The following is a 21478-nucleotide window of genomic DNA, read 5'->3' on the forward strand; positions in this document are numbered from 1 at the left end:
TGTGGCAAAGATGCCCCGACGTTCTTCCCATTTCTGCGCTCTTTCTATGTGCTGTTTGGAGTAGTTGCGCTCTGGAAATAAATGTTCTACCCCAGCGCGTCGAGATAATTCTCGTAGGGCTTCTACCCAGTCAGCTCCTTTGGGGTATTCCCAATGTCCCATTTTCAGGCTGTGGATATAGGAAATGGGATCTCCGGCAAATCCCATGCCGGAATCGTAAAATCGCAAGGTATCTGGCCAGACTGCGAAGGATGTGCCTGACTTACTTTCCCGGAAGGGACTGCCGCCTCGCCAGCGGTCTGCACTGATTTGAAATCGGTGGTTTGGGTCGGTGTAGACCATTTCTGGGGTTAGTTTGGGCAGTACTTCTTTTTCCCAATGGTCGCGGAGGGTGGAAGTGCCCGCCTGTGTTCCGGGGATGGAACTTACAGTAGGTAGTTGAGATGCCCCTGATGGTTGCTGGGCATCGTCGAAAGAGCCTTGATTGCTTGTCACGATGGTGGCCAGAAGTGGAATTTATGAGATTGGTGCGTAGGAAAGATATGCTAATGACCCTTTTTGCCAAACCGGACAAACTGTGTTGGCAAATTTCCAGAATTTGTTAAAGTTAAATAAACTCGATTACTTAGCTGTCTACCATCAAGTTATTTTTGTAATGCTGACCGTGATGGCTGGCACTTATCAGAGTTCCTCCGCTTGATAAAAATTACTTGACTAAGAGTAGAACTAAATTGAGTAACGATCAAATATTGATATAAATCTTAATGTTGATTCACGAAGCTTTCAACGAAACTTTAAAGCGTTACCGCATTGGCGGCAGAGCCTTAGCACAAACCGCTGAGGTAAGTGAAAGCCTTGTGTCGCATTTCAGGCATGGGAAGACAGGCGTAACCGATCAAATGCTTGATAAGCTTCTTCAGGCAATGCAGCAGATAGCACCGGGGTCGCGTAAATATTTCTGCTCGCTTGTAGCAGGGGAGCCGGCTGGGGTTACGACTGTAGAAAAAATAATCGAGGCTATTTCTGAAGATGAAATTCCCGATCTGCTGATGGCGATCGCGCAGCGGTGGAGAACCACCGATAATAAAGTTTTGCAAGCAAGTTGAAAAACTTGACTGGGGATATCCTATGCTGTCCTGTCAAGACAGGTAATTAGTACAGGTTTGTATCTTTTTTACCGGAAAATCGGGGTTTGTAAGGGGGAAATAGAAAGCCTCTTCCTTGTAGGTAGGGGATGAAAATTTCCCCCTTACAACAACAACCCTAGCGACAGCGAATCAATATTTTAATCCGTGTTATCATAAGTTTATCGCCAAAGCAAACGATAAACCATGCTCATCTACGAAATGAAGCTAGAGGGAATAAACGACCAGTACGGGCAGCTAGATCGAGCCATCCGTAGTGGTCGTTTTATTCGTAATAGCATCATCAGGGCGTGGATGGATGGCAAAATAAAAAGCCGTAATGATGCTTATGCTTATTGCAAAGTATTAGCTGATAATCCTGAATTTCCTTGGGCAAGCCAGCTTAACTCAATGGCTAGACAAGCTCATGCTGAAAGAGCTTGGGCATCAATTGAAAGGTTTTATCGTAATTGCAAAGCCAAAGTTGCTGGTAAGAAAGGCTATCCCAAATTTGCTAAAGAGCAAGTTAGGGCATCATTAGAATACAAAACAACCGGATATAAGCTATCAGAAGATAAGCGGTATTTAACATTCACTGATGGCTTTAAAGCAGGCACTTTTAAGCTCTGGGGAAGTCGTAATTTACACTTCTATCAACTGAGCCAAATCAAGAGAGTTAGAGTAGTAAGAAGGCATGATGGCTATTATGTCCAGTTCTTAATTGACCATACTAGAGAGGAGAACAAGGAACTAACAGGCAAACAAATAGGTTTAGATGTAGGTTTAAATCATTTCTACACCGACTCTGCTGGCAACAAAATAGACAATCCCAGATTTTTGAGAAAAGATGAGCGCAAACTAAAAAAGCTTCAACGTCGCTTGTCTCGTACTCAAAAAGGCTCTAAAAATAGAGCCAAAGCTAGGAACAGATTAGGTAGAGCGCACTTATCGGTTTCACGCAGACGTAACGATTGGGTATGCAAGTTAGCCCGACACGTCATACAGTCTAACGACTTGGTAGCAGTGGAAAACCTACGAGTGCGTAACATGGTGAAAAACCATCATTTAGCTCTTTCAATAAATGATGCTGCATGGTACAGATTCAGAGAATGGTTAGAATATTTTGGCAAAGTTTATGGCGTTCCAGTAATTGCCGTAGAGCCTAAACTAACTAGCCAAAACTGTTCTAATTGTGGTAAAAAAGTTGTGAAAACTTTAAGCACCAGAACTCATCAATGCCCTCATTGCAAATACGTTGCCGATCGAGATGAGAACGCAGCAAAAAATATTTTAAAATCAGCCCTAAAACAATGGGCAAATACTGTCGGGCAGGCAGGAATCAACGCCTCTGGAGAGAACGATTCCAGCTTGGATGGGGAAACTCAACCAAGTAAATCAACTCTGCGAAAGAGGAAATCTCAGATGTGATTCTGGGAATCCCCGTGCGTTCACGCCGGGGAGGATGTCAACTCCTACAGCCAGATCTACTGACGGAAGATCAAATCAATGAATGGCATCAACTCAGAAAAGATAACGTTTTGATTGCGAAAGCTTGGCGATCGCATTTTAACGATCGGCAAGATTTTTTCCTTGATGAAGCTGTCGATAAAAAAGAAATTTCTATTCATAAACGCGATTTAATTCTGCTGATGGTAAGACAGTAAACCTGGAGTCAGCCAAATGATTTAGGAGGTTTTGTAGGATATCGCACTACCTTGTCGGGAGATGCAGATTGTCGGGAGATGCAGATTTATGGTTAGCTGGAACAAGCCGCAACTCGATTAAATTATCACCAAACTTCTTGGAATTACCAGACACAGGAAAATGGGAACCTATTTCCATTGCATTTACTTCAAGTAAAAGTGTTCAGTTAACTCTGGAAGACTACTTTTATTCGCGGGGAGTTGCTGGTGATGTTTATTTCGATAATATTCATTTAGAAGCAATGGTTTCTACAAGCAAATCCGTTCCCGAACCTACGGCTGTGTTCGGGTTACTCACAGTCACTACTTTTAGCCTTGTCTCAATGGGGAAGAAAAAAATAGCTTTTGGAAAGGTAAGCAGATAATCACTCAGCAAGCAGTTAACGAATTTCCCGATCTAATCGATAGAAACCGTACCAATTGAGTGCTGCTAACCAAGCCACCGAGAGCAAACCTGCCAGACTTAAGGTTAAACCGCTATACGGTACTAATAATCCTAAAACTGGCAGGACTCCTCCCGCAATGGTACTAATAAAAGCTGCAAGGGAAGCACGCCAAGTTCTTCCCAATCCCCAAGACACAGCTAAAAAGAACAGTGAAATTACTAACCAAGCTAATTGGGAATCGATCGTTCGGCTGAAGTAGGTCAAAGCTAGGATACAGGCAAAAAATAAGCCACCTGCGATCGCCACATCCCGCAGACTCATCGGTAAGGATAAGTACAGTAACAATAACCACCAGAGAAATAAAGCGGGAGCGAGCAGTAACAAGCGAGGCAAAACTCCCGTATTCCGCACTCTGCTAGTAGCGGTAAACACACCAAACGGATTGAGAACCGAAACATTGCCGTCAAATACCCAGGTAAATCTCGTACCTCGTTCCTCCACCTTGGCTTCAGTTGGGACAATGCCACTGGCAAAATCAGCCCCAGGAAAATTGGCCAGCACACTCAGACGAAAATTGGAAAGTAATTGTCCATTAGCGTTATAGACCCAGCGTGGCGCTCCTTGAGCTTGATAGGTGACTCGAAAGCGGGTTTGTTCTCCTGGCCCAAGTCGGAAGGGAAAACCATAGTCACCTGGATTAGATTGTGGGAGTGTTGTACCGTTCTGTTCTACTTTGAAGTTTTGCAACAGCGAGTAGCTATTGGGCTGAGGTATTTCAAAGAAAAAATTTTGCGCTTCCCTAAGTTGGTTGGTAACTTGATAGTCGCCGTTAAAATTTACGCGATAAATAGCGCGATCGCTCTTTTGCGGATCTAAAGTTTGGTCGATCTTGACCTCAATTTGAGAACCGGCGACAGTCAAAAAACGGGTAACAGGTCGCGTCTCCTGTACGCGCACCAACCTGTTGCCAACTTGAGTATTGTAGGAGTACGGTTCTTGGATCGTGTAGCGCACTTGAGGTGCTGTTTGTTCTAGCCTTTCTCCCGCAACGCTTTCTGCTACCTGCGCTACCCGTGCTTGTTCCCAAAAGTGGTAACGAGTGCCTAAAGTCGAACAAAGAAAGAAACCTGCGATCGAAAGGGCAAATACTAGGGCTGCGTGCAATAGCAGTCGCAGTAATACGGAATAACCCACTAACCATTGCCCCAACATATCACCTGTTTCCGATTCGTCTCGGCGGCGAGAAAAGTTGAGTACGGCTAGAACAAAGCCCATAAACCCCACTAAGCCGACCAGTATGAGGAACGTGCGTAGCACTTTGGCCCCAAATTGAATCAGCTGGGAGGGTTGCGTGAGGTCGGGTAAGCCAGGAATACCTTGGGCAACTTCAAACATGATTAATTTTTATTGCTAAAAAATATAAATTTTCTCAGAGCGTAGAATGCAAGACGGATAAAGGTTATGAGGAGTTTCTTACAGCCCTTTCGATGTGAGTGTGGCTGTTGAATTAGGAATCAATATTCAGAATGCTGTAGCAACCAAAAATCTTCAGCGTTTCGGCGTGGTCTGCCAATTCGGTTAAAGCAGATTTGACTAATGGCTCATTAGCCTCAGCTTCTAAGTCTATAAAAAAGAGATATTCACCTAGCGATCGCTTAGTCGGGCGCGACTCAATTCTGCTAAGATTGATATTTCTTTCGGCAAATACTTGCAGAGGTTTAGCAAGAGCTCCCGGTACATTAGCCGGAACGCTAAAAGCTAGCGAAGTGCGATCGCCGCCAGGAGAAGGTTGTAAACTAAGTACCCAGAACCGCGTGTGGTTACAGGGATAATCATTAATTGGACTGGCAAGAATAGGTAGGTTGTAAAGTTGGGCAGCCCTCAGAGAAGATATTGCCCCAGCTGTACTATCTGTCTCCAGATAACCTAGCGCCTCCGTAGTAGAATTCATCGGCACTAACTGAACAGAGGGTAGAAATTTATCCAGCCATTCTTGACATTGAGCCAAAGCTTGCGGGTGCGAGTAAACAGTTTCGATCGCCTCTAAACTACCCGCACACGACAGCAAAGCATGAGAAATCGGCAAAACTAAAGCTTGTTGAACTTGCAGCGTATCTAACCGCCAGAGTGTATCCAGGGTCATAGTCACACTGCCTTCCAGAGAATTTTCCACCGGCACAACAGCTAGATCTACTTGCCCAGTTGCTGCCGCTTGAAGCGTTTGGGCAATGCTCGGATAGGGACACAAAAAGGATTGTTGGCCTTTTTTCTGGATCAGCCAATTAGCATAGGCGACGGCAGCTGCTTCTGCATAAGTGCCGCTCGGCCCCAGATGTGCGATCGATATCGATATACTCATAAAGTTATTTTCTCAGCTTCTTAACCTTTCTTTGGTGGGTTCAGAGTCTTGTGAATATTGCATACGATCGGGTGAGGTATACAGAAAGATTCAGAAAAATCTCAATATACCGAATCCCACAACAGTCTACTATTGCCAGCTGCAAAGCAATGGTATGATTAAGACTTGCAACCGGATGTTTTAAGAACTGTAACGTAAAATTAATTAATAGACATAGAGAAAAAACACTCTGTACCCTTTTACCTATGCACACCCGATTTGTCGCTTCCCAAACTGTTGAAATTGCTGTCCCAGAGCAACCGATTCCCATCAAGCATTATTTGCGTCAGCCTCAACGTCTTGTCAATGCTCTGGTCGATCCAAGTCGGATCGCACAATTGGGCGAGGAAATTTTTCGCTTAAAAATGCGCCCTCTCCACTTTATGATGTTAACAATTCAACCCACAGTAGATATGAAGGTGTGGACAGAAGCCGATGGCACAGTTCATTTAGAGTCTGTGGGCTGTCAAATTGTGGGTATTGAATATGTGAATCAACGCTTTGCGTTGAACTTGAAAGGAAGACTGTCGCCTTCGCAAGTTAAGGGATTGACTTATCTGAAAGGAAAAGCAGATTTAGAAGTACAAGTTGAGCTACCACCTCCATTTTGGTTAACGCCCAAACCAATGTTGGAAGCGACCGGCAACGGTCTACTGAAAAGTGTATTGTTAACTGTAAAACATCGGTTAATGCACCAATTGCTGCTGGATTATCGTAAATGGGCAAGTGTTCCAGCTTTGGGAATAGAAAACAGAGAAAATACCTCCTTAATTCCCACTTCCCAGACTCCACTCCCCAGCCCTTAGTCAGTGGCAACAAGGACGAAAGGAGAGCCGATGCCAGCGTGAAGGGCCATATTCTTCCAGAGCTTTTATGTGTCGAGCGGTGCCATAACCCTTGTTGGCATCTAGATCGTATTGCGGGTATTTACGAGCCAAGCGAAGGATGAGATCGTCTCGCCATACCTTAGCCAGAATACTAGCAGCGGCGATCGCTACCAACTTTTCATCTCCCTTCACCACCGATTGTTGTGGTATCGGTAAATCCGGAAGAGCCCACTTGCCATCAATCAGACAAACAGAGGGCTGCACCTTCAGTTTGATCACAGATCTCCGCATTGCCAACAACGATGCTCGTAAAATATTGAGGCGATCGATTTCCCGGACTGAAGCTATACCGATTTGGTAATCTAACGCCACAGCCCGAATCCGATCGGCAAACCTCCTTCGCCCAACATTAGTCAGTTGTTTGCTATCTTTTATCCCCGCAGCAGCTAATTCCGCCCAAGCGGCATCCGGTAAAATTACAGCTGCCGCCACTACAGGACCGAACAAACAACCTCGCCCGACTTCATCAACACCTGCAACCAGCTCGGTAAAGAGGGAGTGGGGGAGTGGGGGAGTGGAGGAGTGGGGGAGTGCTGCAATTATCAGATCCTTCATCTTCATTTTTCCATCTCCCATTTCCCCATCAGCCATCACCGTGAGTTATTTGCAACTAGCAATTTTACCGATCGCTCTCACCGTCAGTAGCCGAGGAACGGCGACGACGCCGACGCCGCAGCAACAAAGAATCGCCATTATCCGATTCGCTCGATGCGATCGCTACAGGCTCAGGATCGGGATCGACACTTTGCTCGATGCTGTCTGTATCTTGGATGTCGAACGATGGCTCGGAGTCAAAACTTTCCTCATCAGAGTAGTTAGGAATTCCCCTGTCCGGTGCTTCTGTATAATCGCGATCGATCTCCTCTGTTCTAGATTGAGCCGGTTCAAAAGCAACATCTTCGTCTGCTTGTCCTGGCAACTTCACAATTATAGTTGCGGCTTTGGGATTTTTAAGTTGGCGATTTAAACGTACCAGAGGGGACACACCCATAAAAGCATAAACTTGCTGTTCCTCTGGAGTCATTTCTACAGAAACGATTTCCGGCGGTACAGTTTCTGGCTTCACAGGACGCTCTATGCGCGAGCTGTCGAGGCGAAGTCCTTTCGGCCCCGTTGGCGAAAACACCTTTGAAGGCAAAGGTTCTGGCTCACTCATCCATTTGGAATCGTTTGATATGGAGCTAGGTGATTTAGTGGGAGACACAAACTCATTCGGCTTGGGCGACTCTTCTTCCAAACGTCCACCTTCACCAATACCCAGGCGGCGACGACGGCGACGGCGAGAGTTAGCTCCCAAACCGCGTTCTTGATAGTTGGGATGATTCATCATATCCAAGTCAAGATCGGAACCGGGAGCCATATCATCTGCATAACCCTCTGCATCCCAGAAGTTATCCTGTCCGGCGGTTTCTCGCACGACTTCGCTTTGTCCGTAGGGTGCGGGTAGTACGGGACGACTCTGGAAGGAAGCAGATCCAGCACTTTCTGGAATTTCATCTGCCGATGGGAAGATGCGTTCCCGCAAGGATGGTGACGCCGATTCGCGGACTGGCAGTATCGCCGTTTCTCGTTCGCGTGGCGACTGCAATGGAGATTCGCGATTAGCGGCTTCTCCTGGTAGATGTACTAAATGACCCAATCCGCCGCAAGTAGCGCAAGGACGACCGAATAGTTCGTAAATGTTTTGGCCTTGCCGCTTGCGAGTCAATTCCACTAAGCCGAGTTCGGAGAGCTGGGCAATTTGGGGCCTTGCTTTGTCAAATTTGAGCGCTTTGTTGAAATGTTCCAGTACCTGCAACTGGTCGCGGCGCGAATCCATATCGATAAAGTCAACAATAATTACACCAGCCAAATTCCGCAGGCGCAGCTGGCGGGCAATTTCTGTAGCCGCTTCGCAGTTTGTCCACAAAACCGTTTCCCTAGCTGTAGCCGATCGCGTAAAAGATCCAGAGTTGACATCGATCACGGTTAGCGCTTCTGTCGGCTCGATAATTATATAACCTCCAGAGGGGAGATCTACTCTAGGTTTAAGAGCTTCTTTAATAGCCGCGTTGACGCGGAAATATTCCAAAACCGAGAGGCGATCGCGGTGCTGATCGATCAAAACTCCTTGCGGTGTCCTTCCCCCACTCCACGTCATTAAATGCTGCTTCACTCGCTTCACGCCAGTGTGCGAATCTACAACGATGCGATTTACATCCTCGCTGTACATATCTCGCAGTACGCGCTGGACAAAATCATCATCTCGATTCAGCAATGCGGGTGCCCGCGTTGAGATAGCTTCTTGTTGAATAGCTTCCCACTGTTTTTGCAGCGCTTCCAAATCTTCTATAATTGCTTCTTCTGGGCGATTTTCTGCTTCTGTTCGCACTAACAAACCCATACCTGCTGGTTTGAGCAGAATCGCCAATGCTCTGAGGCGATTGCGTTCGCTTTCACTTTTTATCCGCCGCGATAAATTGACGCCTCGGCCAAATGGCATTAGCACTAAATACCGTCCGGGTAAGGTAATATTGCCAGTCAGTCTGGGGCCTTTGTTTCCGGTCGGCTCCTTCATCACTTGTACTAAAACTTTCTGCTGGGGTGTTAGCAGTTCTGTAATTGCTCCAGCAGTACGTTTTAGGCGCAATGGCCCTAAATCGGATACGTGAATAAATCCGTTGCGTTCCGGGTCTCCAATGTTAACAAAAGCCGCATCTATACCAGGAAGTACATTTTCTACAATGCCTAGATAAATATCACCAACTTGGTGATTTCCTGTGGCAACAACTAATTCTTGAATTTGATCTTCGGAAAATACAGCAGCGATGCGATGCTGCTCAGCGATAATAATTTGCTTTGGCATTCAAATTCCTCAAAAATTAGCAATGCTCGATCGTTCATGGTTCATCACAATTTCCCCATGAGCAATTCTCCAATGAACAATCGTTAAATTTGCCCCTGTAGGTGGGTAGGGGTTTCCTCTGTTGTACGGATTTGTAACGATGGTTTTAATAACCACAATTGTGGTAATAAAACAACCCTGTTCAAAAATCCGTCTTTAAAGGAGTCACAAGGTCGCGTTTATCAATTAAGGTGCGTAGTACCCTTCTATGCAGATTAGGCACTAATATTTCGCTTTTGACGAATTAGGAAGTCTCAAAGTTCTGCGGAAGTCAGTTTTAGCCAGCATCCGTTATTTCTTTATTAACGGTGGCACCCTTAAAGGCTGCTTCAGCCTGCAACTTGTTCCGATATTGGGCTCGTAGGCGAGTCATATTTTTAACCGATTCAACGAGCCAACATCTAAAAGTATCTCGACGTGAGCTACGCCAAAGGGCATGAAATTGATGTTACCTAATCTACCCTACATAGAGGGTTTTGCCCTACAGTTAGTATTGGGTTAGATAAGGGAAGCGCTTACAGCGGGTTCTCTTAACAGTTGAGGTTGCCGTTCTGGAAAACTTACTCAAACTTACTCACCAGACCTGGAAAGGCTGATTTTACAAAGTTTGACGTTTCCTTCCTGCTTCATCGAATCCTTAACGGCAGTGCCATTAAGTTGGTGTGACCCTCCACAGGCAATACCCGTTGAACTAACGGTTAAAGGAGATTAACAAGGCTAACTAAATAGAAAAGGCAAAAGAAACAAAGGAGTTACTCCAGCTCAGTTTCTACTTTTTGATTTTTACTTGCCTGTTGGGGATGTTACCCCATACTCAAGCACGATCGAATGTTGTTTACAGAGTTGACCGCTCGCTAGGAGTTTTGTTAGCGCTTCGCGCCGCTGCGCTAACGGAGCCACTGACTCCTATTTTTCGTTCACTCTAAAAGGAATCTTATCACATTTTTGTTGACGCTCTCATACTACAGTCGGGTGATTGGTGCTATAAGGCTCTAAAATTAGCCTCAATCGGTGAGTGTGAAGCAGTTGCAATTCCAGCTCGCACACTTGTTCGAGCATATAAATGATATGTTCGGGTCGCAACAGGTTGCCGTCATTACGGCTCATACCAACATAACGAAGTACTTGAGATGGGTGGGTGCGATCGGGTGAAACTGGATCTGACCTACCGTTGAGATCGCGACTTTCTTCCTGAATTTCTAATTCAAACAGTCGCTCGCGCAGATTTACGGTATGTTTGTTGCCTGACTTGGTTGTTTGTTCCCACCAAATCGCATCGCGATGCTTAATTGCTTCAATCCAGTTCTGCCATTGGGCTGAGGTGACCTCAGCATAACTTGTCAAGGTGATTGAATACTCTGCCGCTGCCAATAATTGTGTAGCGGAAGGAGTTTTCAGATCGACTTCTTCAACCCGATAGATAGGAATGTTACTGGGCATTTGGCTGACTAACTTTGCTTGGAAAGTTGCCACATCCATCTGCCGAGTCAACTCAAAGTCTACTATATCTCCGCTACTGGTAGCTCCCAAGGGCAGAGCATTGGCAATGGAAATGCGGGGACTGGCATGAAAACCATTTGTGTAAGCGATCGGTATTGACGCCCGCCGCACGGCGCGATCGAACAAGCGGGCCAAATCTAGATGGCTGACTAATGCCATATCGCCCAGCTTGCCAAACCAAACGCGCAGTCGCTGCACTCGCTCTTGTTTGGGGGCGAAATGCCCTGCAAATTGAGGTATGGCGCTCGGCGGTACGATCGTATTATGACCGAAATCGACTCCACAGACACCGCAGTGAGAGCAGCCTTCAAACGAGCAATCCGGTACTGTCGCCGCTTCTAAAGCTTTTTGCAGGTCGGCTTTGAGCCAATTTTTATCAATTCCGGTATCGATGATATCCCAAGGTAGAGGTTTATCGAGATCGGCAATTCCCAATGGGGAAGAATGTTCCCCTGTTCCGATTACCCACTCCCCCTTTTCTACCAGGCGATATTTCCAGGTGAGGTCGGATTCGGCGATTGCTTGTCCCCAAGCTGCATAAGCTCGCTCTATGCTATCAAACCAAGAATCCATTCCCGCACCCAATTCCCAGGCGCGACGCAATACAGATGCCAATCTGCGATCTCCTCGTCCGACAAAATCTTCCATTGCCGAAATGCGAACATCGGTGAAGTTTGCCTTCACTCCTCTCATCCGCCGAAATTCCTCCCGCAGCAGTGCTTGTTTGCGTTCAAACTCGGCTGTAGAGACGGAATGCCACTGAAAAGGTGTGTGCGGTTTGGGTGTAAAGTTAGAAATGGTCAGGGTAAAGTTGAGCGGTTTTCTACCTTTTACTCTGCATTGCTGCTGTAACCAACGGACGGTTTCCGCAATACCCAACACATCGACATCGGTTTCTCCTGGCAAGCCGATCATAAAGTATAGCTTTACCTTATCCCAGCCTTGTTCGTGAGCTGTTTTGACACCGCGCAGCAGTTCTTCGTTCGTCAAACCTTTGTTGATGATGTCGCGCATCCGCTGAGTGCCGGCTTCGGGGGCAAAAGTTAAGCCGCTCTGCCGCGTACCGCCGATAATGTTGGCAATATTCTCGTCAAACCGATCGACGCGCTGACTGGGAAGGGAGAGAGAAATATTTTCGTCTTTGAGACGGTTTTTAATTTCGATCCCGACTGCGGGTAGTGCCAGATAGTCAGAACAGCTGAGGGATAAGAGGGAAAATTCGTTATGTCCGGTTTCTCGAATACCCTGTTCGATCGCTTCTATGACTTGTTCCGGTTCCACATCTCGTGCCGGTCGGGTCAGCATTCCCGGTTGGCAGAATCGACAACCGCGAGTGCAGCCGCGCCTAATTTCTATTGTGAGGCGATCGTGTACTGTTTCTACATAGGGAACCAGTCCGATCGAATAAGCTGGTATGGGAGTTGCCACTCGCCGTAAAATTCGTTCTGGAACATCCGGGCGATTGGGATGGACTGAGCCATCATCTGCCATATCGTAGAAACGAGGCACATAGACTCCCGGTATCTGTGCCAAATCTAGGAGTAATGCTTCTCGGCTCAAATTGGCAGTTTTGCCTTCTTCCAGCACTAAGCCGATTTCCGGTAAAAGTTCTTCCCCATCTCCCAAAGCAAAGAAGTCGAAAAACTCGGCGTAAGGTTCGGGATTGGAGGTTGCTGTTTGTCCCCCGGCAAAAATCAGCGGGTAGTTATTGCTGGCGGCGCGTTCTTTCCACGTTAAAGGAATTCCAGCCAAATCTAGCATTTCTAGGATATTGGTTGCTCCCAGTTCGTAGCTGAGGCTGAAACCCAAAATATCGTAATCTGTGAGAGGCCGACGGGACTCGACGGCGAACAGGGGTGTATGAGTCGATCTCAGTTTGGTTGCTAAATCGGGTGCCGGTAAGTAGGCGCGATCGCAAAGTTGTCCCGGCTGAGCATTCAGGATGTTGTAGAGAATTATATGCCCCAGATTAGACGCCCCAACCTCATAAACTTCTGGGTAAGTCAATACCCAGCGCACCCTTGCTTCATCCCAAGACTTATGTACCGCTCCTAACTCATTACCCAAATAGCGAGCCGGTTTGAGAATATCTGATGTTAGTAATTCTTCTACTGATACTGCCACAACAAAATTCTGGGAGAGATTTCACCAGATAAGGCATTTGTAGTGTGTCTGCCCTATCAATCTAATCATACTTGTTCTTATGCGTGGCAGGCGACCCTGTTACGGGAGAGATTTCACAGTTGGTGGCTTTACTCATGCCAAAACTCTGCTTCCGCCGGAAAGTGGGCAAACAAGCAGGTCAGGCACACTTAAAATTTTTGCTCAAATTCTTAACTATCTAGCGATGTCGTGTTGTTACTGCATTAACTGCGCGGCCAATCTTGTTGGCTAACAACCTATTGCAGCTTCAAAGGCGGCGCGACTTGCAAAAATCTCAAACACTCTATCGAGCTGAGTTAACTCAAAAATGATCCGAATTGAGGGTGAAACGCAAGAGAGGCCAAAGTGCTGGTTTTGCGTTTGAGCCTGAGTCAGAGCAGAAACCAACACCATCAGGCCCGCGCTGTCTAAAGATTCTACCTGCTCCATGTCAACCAGGACAACCGCTTTGCGATCGGAGGACATAGCTACTGTTAGCTGGCGTCCAAATTCAGGCGCGTTGGCGGCGTTGATGTGGCCTTGAGGTCTAACTACGGTCATTTGTGAAGATGCAAGTGTTGTCTGCACGATCTAATCCCCCTTAACACAAAATTAAATTGTCGCCGTCTATGCCTTTGACTTTATACGCTAGCTGTCAGTATTGACTACTGTCTTTAGGCATTTTTACGGAATCTTCATCCAGATAGGGCACTTTTTTAAAGTTTTGAGAAAGAAGTCCCGCTTAAAAGTAAGCAAAGATACGCAATTATGGCCTCAGATACTCTGAGGCCATCGCAAATTGAGTCAGTGTTTTCACGTAGGCAGTTACCACAGGTAAACAAGACTGACCTGCTAAAATTGAAAATGAAATTTGTGTCTAATGAACAGGGTTAGACGATCGCATCCTCCCAAAGGCAGATACTGAACATTATTGTTGTGAAAAATAGTTGCACCCTAGCTGCACAAGCCTCTGTTTTGCCTACATCAGTTCATCGGCATTTCCGGAAAGGCAGAAAATTTGCTATTTCTTAGCAAGGGGGTTTCAAGGCATCTACGAAAGCCTATAGCACCTTAAATGATTGCGTAAGGACGCCAGAATCTCACCTTGCACAAACCCACTAAAATATCTGATTAATAGAGGAACCCTTATTGAGAGTAAATCATAAGTTTTAGCAATCTACTGTGAGTGAGATCACTTAGAGTAATGGTTTTAGATCACTCGCACCGAAAAGTATAAGACAGAAAATTGGTACATGAAGGAGTTCTGCCCACAACCGTGGAAGCTAAAAACGCGATTCGTCAACTTGTAGAAAAAGCTCTCTTTAGTCGGCGATTGACGCCGGACATAGAGAATGAAATCAACTATGAACTAACGCGACTGGGTTACATCTCGGACGTGGATTACGAAGCGCTGGAACTATTGATGGATGAGATGGATGCCGGTCGAATTCAGTTGGTGTCCAGTTATTAACAGGACACTCTTCTAGATTAGGGGCCAAGGGATTTTATTGATACTCAAAAAATTAGTGCGGTTCGATCGTGAGCCGTAGAAAGCTGAGCTATCAACCCAGAGACGATCGCCAACCTGACTAAATTATTGAGTTGGCGATGGGTATCTTGATAAAACTAAGATACTCTGCTTTATGGAAAAATTGGGTTGAAAACTCCGTCGTTCTACAACGGCTTTTGGTAAAATTGAACGCAAGCGGAAGACAAGATGTAGTTGTGGCATACGAACTTACTCGCTGGATAAAGACTAATGCCACCAATCCGAATGGGTTGCCCCAATGCCTCACTGCCCTCTAACAAAAATATGGCATAGGTGGGAGAAAATAGAAATTAAATACCGTAGGGCATACGGAAATTCACGCTTGGGGAGTAGTCCTTGCAGAGTGCTTGCTGTAAAAGGTGTAGTCGGACTAGACATGAAACTGTAAGACCAAAGCTAAGTTTACTTAGTGGCGGCAGGATTCAACCCAAGAATCTTCGTACCTTTAGGTCGAGGAGTGTCAAACTCGGAAATCTAGGATTTAAAATAATTTTGGTAAGCCAGCCAAACTTGGCGGATGAAATCCTGGAGATGTTGATGCGCCAGCTGAGTGTTATGTGTTTGAGTTTTTGATGTCTGTAGGTGTGTAAAAAGCGGTATGACCTCAACATCAAGGGCTGGACGAAATAAGATGGAAGGCCAAACCAGATCTGCACCTTGACGCAGGTCATACAATGTGTATTGCTCTGAGCCTGCATTCTCATAACACACAGGTATGGCGATCATCAAGGGACGTACCCAGCACATCTGACGGGATTCAATAATTTGAATGACTTCTGCGTAGAGGCGGGTAGCCTGATGCTCTAAACAGACTATTTGACTAGGCTGAAAGTTGACAGCAGAAATCATTACTGCTTGCTGCTCTAAAAGCTGCTCTGAAAAACTTACCTGAATTAAGTTTAACCAAATTTTGCTCTATAGTTTTAGTAGCGGTGCCTGGGTTGGGTGAATAGCCGATCGCCCAGATCGGAATCCCGCACCACTACCTGAACACCCAGGCTGTCTTGTCAGTTGGCTGGGCGATGGAGTTCTGGAAAAAATTCCTATCTGGGTGACTAGAACTGAAATTGGATGATATAAATAAGTATTAAGGACTATAAAGGGATAACCATAATAGTGCTTTTTGTTACTCAGCACTGAGAAACAGCCGCAAAGTGGGCAGCAAGATAAACTGAGCAAAAACTCAAAAAATTGAGTTTTTGGGACAAATTCTTGGTTTGAGTGGCCAAAGCAAACGGTTACAGCATTTAAAATGCAATTCCTAAATCTTACGGAGATCGGGCTGTTGTGTAACAAATTTGGATGAGTAGGTTAATGTTATCGAAGTTACAGGGAGGATAGAGCAGTGTCTGTCGAGACCCTTGAAAAACGTTCAACGTCTCGTAAACTTGCGCCTCGCTATCGGGTGCTACTGCATAACGATGACTTCAATCCAATGGAGTATGTTGTGCAGGTATTGTTGACAACGGTGCCAAATCTCACGCAACCTCAAGCTGTCAGCATTATGATGGAAGCTCATAATAGTGGGATTGCGTTGGTGATTACCTGCGCTCAAGAACACGCAGAGTTTTACTGCGAAACTCTGAAAAATCATGGCTTGACCAGTACTGTTGAACCTGAAGAGTAGCTAAAAATAGGGGTTATTTGAAACCAATTAAATTCGATCGCGTAGCTAGCTACCCTGCCCCTATTCGCCTAGCTATATTTTTGGTAATTTTATTGCTGCTATGGTTGCCGATCGCAGCACCGATTAATTTTATAGTTATGGACAGAAACTCAGCTACAATCCTGACAATGGGATTGTTATTTGTGGAGTTTTTGTTGCTGCTGAGAATTTGGGGTAAAAAAGTCTATCGGCAATCCCATTTGCTGAAAAACTATGGTTTGGTAAGCACACAGCAAAATCTCTTAGATTTGTTAAAGGGGCTGGATATTGCTTTGGTTTTTACCCTTGGTTTGTTTGCGATCGAGGGTATTTTTGGTTTGGTTATTTGGCAGAATTCAGAACAGTTACCCAGAACAATTTTAGAAGGCTTAATTAGCGCTTTAGGGGTGGGTTTTGCGGAAGAATTAGTATTTCGCGGTTGGTTGTTAGATGAATTGCAGCGAGATTATCGCCCCAATACCGCTCTCTGGGTAAATGCAATTATATTTGCCAGCCTCCACTTTTTGAAGCCATTTAATGAGATGATTCGCACCTTACCTACATTTCCAGCATTGTTGCTCTTGGGGTTAACTTTAGTGTGGGCGAAGCGCGGAAGTAAAGGTAAACTGGGATTGTCGATCGGTCTTCACGCTGGCTTAGTTTGGGGATATTACATTATTAATGTAGGGCAATTGGTGAATTTTTCCGATCGAGTTCCTGAATGGGTGACGGGAATCGACAAAAATCCTTTAGCTGGAGTGATGGGATTGATATTTTTGGGTATTTTGGCATTTTGGATGAGAAAGAGGGCGAAGGGTATAGAAAGCGATCGAATTTTTCCAAAATAAGTTTAATCACGACAATTTTTGTAACTCTTCTCGAAGGACACGACGCAGAGTATCTTCCAAAGGTTCTTTGCGCTGCTGAATATATTCGCGTAAGGCGTTGTTAATTAGCGTTTGGTAATTACCTCCTCCCGCTGCGTTGACTTCCGCACGAAACCAGGCCAGAATGTCATCATCAAGGCGAATTGTGATGCGTGTTTTGCCTGGTGGCGTTGAGTCGATAGCTCCTGGTTTTCCCTGAGTGAAATCGTATTCTTCCTTCATTTGTTCAAATAGCGTGGGTCAATTGTGTTAAAATTGGGTGACCTTTAGTATAGATAGAAAAAACAGATGAACTGGAGAGAATATATCCATTCTAATCCAAATATTCTGGTAGGTAAACCAGTTGTGAAAGGAACTAGGTTATCAGTGGAGTTTCTGTTAGGTTTATTTGCAGTTGGATGGACAGAAGCACAAGTTTTGGATAATTATCCTTCTTTAACTTCTGAAGCATTGAAAGCAGTATTTGCTTTTGCGGCTGAATGTATGCGCGAGGAATCTTTCTTCACAATTCCATTGATGGCTGAGGCTGAGTAATGCGGTTTTTGGCTAATGAGAACTTCCCTCGTAGCAGCGTAAGGTATTTACGTGATGCTGCTTACGATGTGGCTTACGGTACTGAAGATGCTGTGGGTGCAGAAGATCGTGAAGTTCTAGCGCGTGCAGTGAATGAAAACCGAATTATACTTACGTTTGACCGAGATTATGGTGAATTAATTTACCGACTGGGAATGCGATCGCCCATTGGTATTGTTTATTTTCGTTATCAACCTTTGACACCGGAAGAACCTGCTGAAAATTTACTTCGCTTATTAAATCTAGAAGGTTTGTCTTTGTCAGGAAGATTTACAGTGGTGGAGCGATCGCAGATACGTCAGCGTCCGCTACCTTGAGGAAATTAGGGTATATGGCAATTTTCTTTTGGCAGTTGGATAGTAATAGTTTCGGATTAATTGATATTTTTAGTTTAATTTGAATGAAAGCCACTTAATTAATCACTTTAATGGATTGCTAATAAAGCCCCATTTTCCGTTTATTTCTACTTCTGCTAATCCGATAGAAGAGAACCACTTTGCAGCATCGAATTGAGGCTCAACTATTAGGTTTCCCTTTGTGTCTATATAGCCCAATTTATTACCAATTTTGACTGCTGCAAGTCCTACTTCGTCAGAATAACTAAGAACATTATCAAATTGGGCAAAACCAGATCCCAAGATGGGAATACGAGTGAGAAAATGCCCCACTGGTTTCAACATCAATCCTACTGCTACAGCAACGACTAAAGAACCAACTCCACCAGCTAAAGCATTAAACCACCATCGTTCAGTAATTTGTTTCGCCATCTGCGTATCCTTGAATCAAGGTAGATGATGGTATCAATTTTGGCACAAGAAGCCGAAATAGGAAGGTAAAGAGGTGCTAATCCCTTACCAGATGGTGTTTACAGTCGATAATTGAATCCTCCTGTCCCGACTAATCAAAGGGACTCGCAGGTGTAAAGCTGTAGCGGCGATAATACGATCGGGTAAATCTGGGACTTGAGTTCGATCGACAAGCTGTAGAGTTCGGGCTATATTGCGATCGAAGGGTACTTCCGCCAATACCGCATCGTTCCTGTCAACAGCTTCTAGCAAGCGATCGAAAGTATCCGCCGGAATTCGCCCTCTTTCACTCAAATAGACAATTTCAGCTAACGTAATGGAGGAAAAACCTACTCGCTCGCCATCTGCTGCTATCTGCGCGATTAAATTTTGGGCAGTTATAGAAAGTCGATTATCCCCGAAAATGTACCAAATCACCGCATGGGTATCAGCAACAGCACTTACCACTAGATATCCTCCCTTGGGAAGTTTGCCCATTCCTCCCGACGTGCTTCGTCAATTTCCTCTGCCGAAGGTGCATTTCCCAAATCGGCACACAGTCCCCATAATGATTTAGTGGGAGTAATTTGATTAGAAACTAACTCCTTTTCTATATCAGGTACTAATTGCTCAATCAAACGCACCTTGTCTACAGGTGAAAGCTGCTTCGCTAAGTTCAAAACTTCTTGTAATTGCACAACTTTTTCCCTAGAATATTTGCCTAAATTCTAGCACTGCTCTAGCGACTTCCCATACGGATTATCCCATTTGAACCAGCCATACCAAAAACACCAAAATTTGCTCTACAGGCAGTAAGGGATAATCAAGTAAAGTAAGGAAAAAGCGATCGAAGCATCAATTAATCTTGTGCATTTCTCAGTTCCATTTCCCTTATCTTCAAAGGAATTTGGATTTTTTGCGGTGGTAATGTCACTTCTGCCAGAATAGTACCAATCAAACAAACTCCTACTAAACTAACTCCTTGCAAATTGGCATCTTCTAATTCAGCACAAAGTAGATTTGCGCCTGTCAGATTTGCACCAGTTAAATTTGCGCCGCGCAAGTCTGCTTCTTCCAAGTTGGCATTACTTAAAGTCGCGCCTTGTAAATCCGCCTGACTCAAATCTGCACCTTGTAAATTAGCGCCGCTGAGATTGACACCGCGCAAATCAGCACCGCGCAAATCTACCCCTTTTAAGTTAACGCTCATTAAATTAGCACCGCTTAAAAAAGCACCAGCAAACGTTGCTTGAGTCAATTTCGCTCCCATTAAATTAGCGCCGCGCAGGTTACTTCCGCGCAAGTCAGCACCTGTTAAATCAGCTTGCATCAAATTAGCGCCTAGTAACGTTGCTCTTAAATCGGTTGCCATTAATTGAGCGCTTAATAAATTGGCTCCTTCTAAACGCGCACCTTCCAGTTTAGCGCCGCTCAAATTAGCGCCAACCAAGTTAGAACCTGCGAGGTTAACACCTCGTAAATTGCTGCCTGAGAGGTCTTCATCTTCTAAATTCGCTCCCGACAGATGTTTGAGTTTACCCGCACGAATCGCTTCAATATCCATAAATTTTAAAAAGAGATTGTTTGTTGATAAGTTTTGGCTTCGGTAGGCAATAAAGGTTCGACCAGCCACATTCCAGATGTTACTCTAGGCGGTGCGATTGGTAAGTTTAATCCCTGTTGCAAACTCATCACTAACAAGGACAAAGTTTCTACTAATTTTGGTTCCCAACGCTCGCCTGATTGAGCTTGACAATCTGCCAAAGCTTTAGACAAGATTTCCTCGCGGTTGAAGTTTTCCGATCCTTCTTTAAACAGTTGAATAACCCGCGCCTCAAAATGCGCGACCAGCCCCAAAATTCTCGATTCCAAAGGTATGTCTTCGCCAGCAAAACCGCCTGGGGTGCCGTTGCCGTTCCACCACTCGGTTTGGTGTGTGATAATATGTGCGATCGCTTGCAATCTCGGCATCGCACGCAACACCTCTATACCCGGTTGCAAATGGCAGCAAGGCGCTTCCTCCAAACCAGTAACTGCTTTTACTCCCAAAGGAACTAATCCGTGCAATAAACCCGCAAGGCGCAATCTTTTCAACTGCCAAGCAGGCAGATCCAACAACTGCCCCATCACTTCTGCTAACGCGGCTACTTCCGCAGTTGCCATTGGATTTCCTGTGTTTGCCAACTCCATCAGCTGCGCCATTCTTACAAAGGCTTGCAATTCGTTGGAAAATAAGTTGACATCCAATTCTTCTTGATGGGAAGCCTGCATTTCTTCTGCGATTAAATCGTGCTGACTTGTTTGCAAATAATGGACAACGCGGGAAACAATTTCCCCCAAATTATCTTGTTCGGCGCTAGCAGCTTGAGCGGTGATTTCTTGCACTTGGGCGGTTAATTTTTGTTGCAGTTCCGGGTTGTATTTACCGATGTGTGCGATCGCTAATTCTACTGTCTCCAATACTAACGCCGGTTCAAACGTCCAAAACCCGTAAAATTTACGTTCGAGGTCTGACTCTGGTAGCCCAGAAGAGCCATAATCTGACTCAGATAACTCTTGACAAAGTACCATTGCTGTGTAGCTGGGCGATAGAATCATTAAGTGCCATTCTTGCCCTACGGGATCGTTTGGTTCCAGACTGATGAGGGCTACATTTGCCAGCTTGCTGGTGGGGTGTTCGGCAAAGCCGGTATCTGGCGACGCCATAATCACTATTTGGCGAGATTTTTGGGCTATTTCGTGATAGCGATCGGCTTCTTGCAGATACCATTTGCCGCGTTGAAATGCCGTAATCGTTAACGGCGCAGTGTTTGAAGTTAATATACTATCTTCTAAGGCGTGGCATAGAGCAACTAAAGTGTTTTTGTAATAGACTCCGAATCGCAGCGGTCTAGGGCTGGATTTATGGGCATCTGACAACAGTTGTAAAATGGAACCTTCTAACATAATTTTATTTAACAAACCGCAAAGAAGCAGAGAATTGAGAGCTTTCAAGAAACAGCATAATGTAGAGAC

Annotated in this window: 23 protein-coding genes and 1 pseudogene; 10 read left to right on the forward strand and 14 right to left on the reverse strand. The window is 45.2% G+C overall.

Annotated features, from left to right (window positions below):
• Nucleotides 1-495 (reverse strand): annotated as a pseudogene (locus tag H6G03_RS06935) (hypothetical protein); the annotation flags it as partial.
• Nucleotides 496-764: 269 nt separating this feature from the next.
• Between H6G03_RS06935 and H6G03_RS06940 the strand changes: the two are divergent.
• The 4 genes from H6G03_RS06940 to H6G03_RS06955 all read left to right on the forward strand — a co-directional run bounded on the left by H6G03_RS06940 (nt 765) and on the right by H6G03_RS06955 (nt 3192).
• On the forward strand, nt 765-1106 hold the full coding sequence (locus H6G03_RS06940; RefSeq protein ID WP_190463434.1) for a hypothetical protein: 342 nt from the start codon (nt 765-767) through the stop codon (nt 1104-1106).
• A 225-nt stretch (nt 1107-1331) separates the two neighbouring features.
• Nucleotides 1332-2552, forward strand: coding sequence for an RNA-guided endonuclease InsQ/TnpB family protein (locus H6G03_RS06945; protein WP_190463436.1), 1221 nt, complete (start codon nt 1332-1334; stop codon nt 2550-2552).
• A complete protein-coding gene (locus H6G03_RS06950; RefSeq protein WP_190463438.1) occupies nt 2549-2788 on the forward strand; it encodes a hypothetical protein in 240 nt (79 codons plus the stop codon). The genes H6G03_RS06945 and H6G03_RS06950 overlap by 4 nt, the downstream gene beginning before the upstream one ends.
• A 68-nt stretch (nt 2789-2856) precedes the next feature.
• A complete protein-coding gene (locus H6G03_RS06955) occupies nt 2857-3192 on the forward strand; it encodes a PEP-CTERM sorting domain-containing protein (RefSeq protein WP_190463440.1) in 336 nt (111 codons plus the stop codon).
• A 15-nt stretch (nt 3193-3207) separates the two neighbouring features.
• Here the strand turns inward: H6G03_RS06955 and H6G03_RS06960 are convergent, their stop codons facing one another.
• Both H6G03_RS06960 and pheA read right to left on the reverse strand, forming a co-directional pair.
• Entirely contained in the window at nt 3208-4608 is a 1401-nt protein-coding gene (locus H6G03_RS06960) for a nucleoside-diphosphate sugar epimerase/dehydratase (RefSeq protein ID WP_190463442.1), read from the reverse strand.
• Between the two features lie 112 nt (nt 4609-4720).
• Nucleotides 4721-5566, reverse strand: a complete 846-nt coding sequence (gene pheA, locus H6G03_RS06965) for a prephenate dehydratase (RefSeq protein ID WP_190463622.1) — start codon at nt 5564-5566, stop codon at nt 4721-4723.
• Between the two features lie 251 nt (nt 5567-5817).
• Between pheA and H6G03_RS06970 the strand changes: the two genes are divergently transcribed.
• Nucleotides 5818-6417 carry a DUF1997 domain-containing protein gene (locus H6G03_RS06970; protein ID WP_190463455.1) on the forward strand — a complete coding sequence of 200 codons (600 nt, stop codon included), beginning with the start codon at nt 5818-5820 and terminating at the stop codon, nt 6415-6417.
• Here the strand turns inward: H6G03_RS06970 and H6G03_RS06975 are convergent, their stop codons facing one another.
• The 4 genes from H6G03_RS06975 to H6G03_RS06990 all read right to left on the reverse strand — a co-directional run bounded on the left by H6G03_RS06975 (nt 6418) and on the right by H6G03_RS06990 (nt 13612).
• Nucleotides 6418-7053 (reverse strand): ribonuclease HII, encoded by a 636-nt coding sequence (locus tag H6G03_RS06975; RefSeq protein ID WP_190463623.1) that lies wholly within the window; start codon nt 7051-7053, stop codon nt 6418-6420.
• Between the two features lie 64 nt (nt 7054-7117).
• On the reverse strand, nt 7118-9343 hold the full coding sequence (locus H6G03_RS37520; RefSeq protein WP_190463457.1) for an Rne/Rng family ribonuclease: 2226 nt from the start codon (nt 9341-9343) through the stop codon (nt 7118-7120).
• A 996-nt stretch (nt 9344-10339) separates the two neighbouring features.
• Complete coding sequence (locus tag H6G03_RS06985; protein WP_190463459.1) at nt 10340-13006, reverse strand: TIGR03960 family B12-binding radical SAM protein; 2667 nt, start codon at nt 13004-13006, stop codon at nt 10340-10342.
• Nucleotides 13007-13273: 267 nt separating this feature from the next.
• The gene (locus H6G03_RS06990) at nt 13274-13612 is read right to left on the reverse strand and encodes an anti-sigma factor antagonist (protein WP_190463461.1); all 339 of its coding nucleotides are present in this window, start codon (nt 13610-13612) and stop codon (nt 13274-13276) included.
• Nucleotides 13613-14300: 688 nt separating this feature from the next.
• Here H6G03_RS06990 and H6G03_RS06995 point away from each other — a divergent pair.
• Nucleotides 14301-14495, forward strand: a complete 195-nt coding sequence (locus H6G03_RS06995) for a hypothetical protein (protein ID WP_190463463.1) — start codon at nt 14301-14303, stop codon at nt 14493-14495.
• A gap of 552 nt (nt 14496-15047) precedes the next feature.
• On the opposite strand, the gene H6G03_RS07000 is transcribed toward H6G03_RS06995, so the two are convergent.
• Nucleotides 15048-15422 carry a hypothetical protein gene (locus H6G03_RS07000; RefSeq protein WP_190463465.1) on the reverse strand — a complete coding sequence of 125 codons (375 nt, stop codon included), beginning with the start codon at nt 15420-15422 and terminating at the stop codon, nt 15048-15050.
• Nucleotides 15423-15918: 496 nt separating this feature from the next.
• On the opposite strand from H6G03_RS07000, the gene clpS reads away from it, so the two are divergent.
• Nucleotides 15919-16200 (forward strand): ATP-dependent Clp protease adapter ClpS, encoded by a 282-nt coding sequence (gene clpS, locus H6G03_RS07005; protein ID WP_190463467.1) that lies wholly within the window; start codon nt 15919-15921, stop codon nt 16198-16200.
• 17 nt (nt 16201-16217) lie between these two features.
• Complete coding sequence (locus H6G03_RS07010) at nt 16218-17066, forward strand: CPBP family intramembrane glutamic endopeptidase (RefSeq protein ID WP_199315174.1); 849 nt, start codon at nt 16218-16220, stop codon at nt 17064-17066.
• A 6-nt stretch (nt 17067-17072) separates the two neighbouring features.
• Here the strand turns inward: H6G03_RS07010 and H6G03_RS07015 are convergent, their stop codons facing one another.
• Nucleotides 17073-17327, reverse strand: coding sequence for a BrnA antitoxin family protein (locus H6G03_RS07015; protein ID WP_190463469.1), 255 nt, complete (start codon nt 17325-17327; stop codon nt 17073-17075).
• Between the two features lie 66 nt (nt 17328-17393).
• Between H6G03_RS07015 and H6G03_RS07020 the strand changes: the two genes are divergently transcribed.
• Together H6G03_RS07020 and H6G03_RS07025 are read left to right on the forward strand one after the other, a co-directional pair.
• A complete protein-coding gene (locus tag H6G03_RS07020; protein WP_190463472.1) occupies nt 17394-17639 on the forward strand; it encodes a DUF433 domain-containing protein in 246 nt (81 codons plus the stop codon).
• The gene (locus H6G03_RS07025) at nt 17639-17995 is read left to right on the forward strand and encodes a DUF5615 family PIN-like protein (protein ID WP_190463474.1); all 357 of its coding nucleotides are present in this window, start codon (nt 17639-17641) and stop codon (nt 17993-17995) included. Before H6G03_RS07020 ends, H6G03_RS07025 begins: the two co-directional genes overlap by 1 nt.
• A 102-nt stretch (nt 17996-18097) precedes the next feature.
• On the opposite strand, the gene H6G03_RS07030 is transcribed toward H6G03_RS07025, so the two are convergent.
• The 5 genes from H6G03_RS07030 to H6G03_RS07050 form a co-directional block, all read right to left on the reverse strand.
• Nucleotides 18098-18445 carry a WG repeat-containing protein gene (locus H6G03_RS07030; RefSeq protein WP_190463475.1) on the reverse strand — a complete coding sequence of 116 codons (348 nt, stop codon included), beginning with the start codon at nt 18443-18445 and terminating at the stop codon, nt 18098-18100.
• An 84-nt stretch (nt 18446-18529) separates the two neighbouring features.
• Nucleotides 18530-18931, reverse strand: a complete 402-nt coding sequence (locus tag H6G03_RS07035) for a type II toxin-antitoxin system VapC family toxin (RefSeq protein WP_190463477.1) — start codon at nt 18929-18931, stop codon at nt 18530-18532.
• Nucleotides 18931-19161, reverse strand: coding sequence for a hypothetical protein (locus H6G03_RS07040; RefSeq protein WP_190463479.1), 231 nt, complete (start codon nt 19159-19161; stop codon nt 18931-18933). The genes H6G03_RS07035 and H6G03_RS07040 overlap by 1 nt, the downstream gene beginning before the upstream one ends.
• A 161-nt stretch (nt 19162-19322) precedes the next feature.
• Complete coding sequence (locus H6G03_RS07045; protein WP_190463481.1) at nt 19323-20027, reverse strand: pentapeptide repeat-containing protein; 705 nt, start codon at nt 20025-20027, stop codon at nt 19323-19325.
• Nucleotides 20028-20032: 5 nt separating this feature from the next.
• A complete protein-coding gene (locus tag H6G03_RS07050) occupies nt 20033-21409 on the reverse strand; it encodes a DICT sensory domain-containing protein (protein WP_190463483.1) in 1377 nt (458 codons plus the stop codon).
• Between the last annotated feature and the right edge of the window lie 69 nt (nt 21410-21478).

Source organism: Aerosakkonema funiforme FACHB-1375 (genome assembly GCF_014696265.1).
In the GTDB taxonomy this organism is placed as follows: Bacteria; Cyanobacteriota; Cyanobacteriia; order Cyanobacteriales; family Aerosakkonemataceae; genus Aerosakkonema; species Aerosakkonema funiforme_A.